Below are 3,674 nucleotides of genomic sequence, written 5' to 3'. Positions count from 1 at the left end.
TATTGCCGGACAGCTGCGCAGTGCTCCCGATCTCGCCCGAGGCGAGCGAGCGGGTCACGGCGTCGAAGACCGCGGGCTCGGCGGGCCGCACCCGCATTCCCGGCGCCCGCGCCTCGAGCGCCAGCGCGATGCCCGAGGTCAGCCCGCCACCGCCACAGCAGACGATGACATCGGCCTCGGTGACACCGGCCTCGGCGGCCTGTTCGGCGATTTCGAGCCCGCAGGTGCCCTGTCCGGCGATCACCTCGGGCTCGTCGAAGGGCCTGACCAGCGTCAGCCCGCGCTCGGCGGCGAGACGGGCACCGATCTCGTCGCGGTCCTCGGTGGCGCGGTCATAGGGCACCACCTCGGCGCCGAGGCCGCGGGTGCCGGCGACCTTCGCGGCGGGCGCGTCCGAGGGCATGACGATCACGGCGGGCACGCCATGCATCTTCGCCGCGGCGGCGATGCCCTGCGCGTGGTTGCCCGAGGAGAAGGCGATGATGCCCGCGGCGCGATCCTCGGGAGCGAGTTTCGAGATCGCCGACCACGCCCCGCGGAACTTGAAGCTGCCGGTGTGCTGCAGGCACTCGGCCTTGACCAGCACGCGGCGGCCCGCGATCTCGTCGAGGAAGGGAGAGGAAAGCAGCGGCGTGCGGCGTGCGTGGCCCGCCAGCCGTGCGGCGGCGGCGTCGATCCGGTCGATGTCCATGGAATGTCCCGTCTTGATGTGTCGTGGCGAAGGTGCGCCGCGGGTCCGGGGGTGTCAACGGGGCGTGCGGACGGGCTTGCGGAGCGCTCGCCGCGGCGGCAGTCTCCGGCGCCATGATCGAACGTTGCCATGAGGCCGACGGCATCGCGTCGCGCGCCGTCTACTCCCCCTGCGAGCGCTACCGCTACGGGCTTGAACGGCGCTGGGGCACCGGGCGCCCGCTGCTCTACGTGATGCTCAACCCCTCGACCGCCGACGAGCTGCGGAACGACCCCACCATCGAGCGCTGCCAGCGCCGCGCGGTGCTGCTCGGCTTCGGGGCGATGCGCATCGCGAACCTCTTTGCGTGGCGGGCGACCCGCCCGGCGGACCTGCGGCGTGCGGCGGAGCCGGTGGGCGAGGAGAACGACGCCCTGCTGCTGGCGTGGCACGGCGAGGCGGGAATGACGCTGGGGGCGTGGGGCGTACACGGCGCGCATCTGGGGCGCGGGCCCGGGATCGCGGCTGCCCTTGAGGGCGAGCTGCATCACCTCGGCCTGACCCGCGACGGCCACCCCCGCCATCCGCTCTACGTCTCCTACGAGGTGGCGCCGACACCATGGCCCGCCGGGGCGCGCTACGCGGTGCGTCCGGCCGCATCCTGAGACCTTTCGCGTCGATTAACCCTGTGACGCGAATGGCTTTGAAAAGGAATATCCGATCGCGGAATATCCGGCCTCGCCCTTGCGTGAGGTACGCGGATGCTCTGGATGGCCGGATTGATGGGGATGATGGTGCTGGGCTCGTTGGCGGTCTTCGGCACCCATGACAGCGCCTCGGACGACGCGGGCGACGATGTCCGGCCCGAAGACACCGGAGAGGTCGCCGACGAGGTCAGCTCTGCCTTCGGCCTGCCGGGCATGGAGTTCGGCGACGACGGTGCGCCCGAGGACTGGACCGAGGACGGTGCCGCAGAGGATGGCGCCGCGGGGCAGGGGCTCATCTTCACGGGCAGCGTTGGCGACGACCTGATCGCGGGCACCGATGCCACGGATGTCATCGGCGGCGGCGCGGGTGACGACTTGATCGACGGGCTCGGCGGGGACGACGAGCTTGTGGGCGGCGAAGGGTCCGACACGCTGATCGGTGGCGACGGCAACGACAGCCTTCATGGCGACAGCGGCGGCGATACCCTTCTCGGGCTCCGAGGCGACGACCTCCTCTATGCCCATGATGGCGGCGGCACGCTCGACGGCGGTGACGACGCGGACGAGCTGCAAGGCGGGCTCGGCGCCGATTCTCTGCTGGGCGGCGCGGGCAACGACGCGCTGCACGGGCGTGAAGGTGCCGACACGCTGATCGGCGGCGCGGGCGAGGACACGCTCTTCGGCGGCGGGGGCAACGATCTGCTCTCGGGTGTGCTGCGCGACGGCGTCGGCACCGACACCGACGCGCTCGACTATCTCAACGGCTGCGACGGCGACGACACGCTCGAGATCGGGGCGGGCGACGTCGCGACCGGCGGCAGCGGCGCCGACCTCTTCGCGCTTGGCGACTGGATCGACGAGGCCGAGGCCGCGCAGCTCATGGACTTTGACGCCTCCGAGGACCAGATGCTGGTGATCTACGACGACAGCGACGACGAGGCCGAGCCGGAGCTCGAGCTGCGCGACAGCGACACGGTCGAGGGCATGGTCGAGATCGTGCTCGACGGCGAGGTGCTGGCGACCATGCCGCTCGCGGATGCGCCGCCGCTGGCCAGCATCGTGCTGGTGGGCGAAAGCGCCATGCCGGCGCTGGGCGGGCTCTGACCGCGCCGGTCGGGGCGCCCGCGGAATCGCCTTTCCAAACCGCGCGAATTGCCCTATACGCGCGCATCCGCTCCACGAGGGGGCGGGTATCTCCACGGGCCCTGCTGGACGACATCCCGGCTTGCGCCATTCACACCAACCCAAAGGAGACCCCGATGTCGATCACCGTCGAAGAGAAAAACCGCCTGATGAAGGAATTCGCCACCAAGGAAGGCGATACCGGTTCGCCCGAAGTTCAGGTGGCCATCCTCACCAGCCGCATCACCACCCTGACCGAGCACTTCAAGACCCACAAGAAGGACAACCACTCGCGTCGTGGCCTTCTGAAGCTCGTGGCTCAGCGCCGCAAGCTGCTGGACTACCTGAAGGGCAAGGAAGAGGCTCGTTATCTCGACCTCATCCAGCGCCTCGGCATCCGCCGCTAAGGCATTCGCGGACGGCTTTGCCGCCCGACCGGATTCGAACGCCCGTTCCGTCAGGAGCGGGCGTTTTCGTTTGCGCGGCGCTCACGGGTGGTCGGTCAGCAGCCGGTTGTCGATGAGGAAATCCAGCCCGCGCTTCCACGCGATGTCGGTGTTGCCGCGAATGTCGGTCTGGTAGAGCGCGACGATCTCGCCGGTATCGCTGTCGCGCTCGCGCAGGATCACCGTCTGGACCAGCATCGACATCTTCTGCACCGCGCCGGTGATCGACAGGCCCGCGCCAAGCTTGCGGGCCAGCGCCGCCTCGCAATGGTTGCAGGTGAAGGCGTCGCCGTGCATTGCGAGCTCGGCGCTCACCGGGGCGGGGTCGACGACCCGGAACCTGCCGCTCTCGTCCAGCCGCTCGCGCAGGTGCTGGTTGAGCATGGCGATGCGCGCGTGCTCGGCCTCGTTGGTCGCGCCGTAGTCGACTTCCTGGCTGAAGTTGATGAAGCTCATGTCGAAGACCGCGACCGGCGTCGGATCGGCGTGAAGGGGCGCAGACGCGAGCCATGCGAGGCCGGTCAGCGTGACGGAAAGGGTAGAACGTGGCATGGGGACCTCCGGGGTGGGGTGACGCCAGTCTAGCGCCAAGGGGCGTTCCGGTCCGCACAGCCGATGGTCTCGGTATCGCGCGGGCGTCCGGAACCCGCGCGGGTGGTTCCGCGTAGAAAGGCCATGAGCAATGATCTGCAGCCAGCCGAGACCCTCCTCCTGACCTTCAAGGACAAG

5 protein-coding genes are annotated in these 3,674 nt (G+C 69.7%); 3 read left to right on the top strand and 2 right to left on the bottom strand.

The features are described 5' to 3' along the window. A partial coding sequence (locus HC022_RS21125) for a threonine/serine dehydratase (RefSeq protein WP_167453733.1) occupies positions 1 to 691 on the bottom strand: 691 nt, incomplete at its 3' end. A 113-nt stretch (positions 692 to 804) separates the two neighbouring features. On the opposite strand from HC022_RS21125, the gene HC022_RS21120 reads away from it, so the two are divergent. The 3 genes from HC022_RS21120 to rpsO all read left to right on the top strand — a co-directional run bounded on the left by HC022_RS21120 (position 805) and on the right by rpsO (position 2,906). After that, positions 805 to 1,335 carry a DUF1643 domain-containing protein gene (locus tag HC022_RS21120; protein WP_167453732.1) on the top strand — a complete coding sequence of 177 codons (531 nt, stop codon included), beginning with the start codon at positions 805 to 807 and terminating at the stop codon, positions 1,333 to 1,335. 105 nt (positions 1,336 to 1,440) lie between these two features. Then, the gene (locus HC022_RS21115; RefSeq protein ID WP_254885209.1) at positions 1,441 to 2,481 is read left to right on the top strand and encodes a calcium-binding protein; all 1,041 of its coding nucleotides are present in this window, start codon (positions 1,441 to 1,443) and stop codon (positions 2,479 to 2,481) included. Between the two features lie 155 nt (positions 2,482 to 2,636). Then, the gene (gene rpsO, locus HC022_RS21110) at positions 2,637 to 2,906 is read left to right on the top strand and encodes a 30S ribosomal protein S15 (protein ID WP_008883314.1); all 270 of its coding nucleotides are present in this window, start codon (positions 2,637 to 2,639) and stop codon (positions 2,904 to 2,906) included. A gap of 81 nt (positions 2,907 to 2,987) precedes the next feature. Here the strand turns inward: rpsO and HC022_RS21105 are convergent, their stop codons facing one another. Then, positions 2,988 to 3,497: a DUF3280 domain-containing protein gene (locus HC022_RS21105; RefSeq protein ID WP_167453730.1), complete on the bottom strand. Its 510-nt coding sequence runs from the start codon at positions 3,495 to 3,497 to the stop codon at positions 2,988 to 2,990. Between the last annotated feature and the right edge of the window lie 177 nt (positions 3,498 to 3,674).

It is taken from the genome of Salipiger sp. HF18, from assembly GCF_011806505.1.
GTDB lineage: Bacteria > Pseudomonadota > Alphaproteobacteria > Rhodobacterales > Rhodobacteraceae > Salipiger > Salipiger thiooxidans.
The sequence above is the reverse complement of the archived record's forward strand: the minus strand, read 5'-3'. Positions and strand labels throughout refer to the sequence as shown.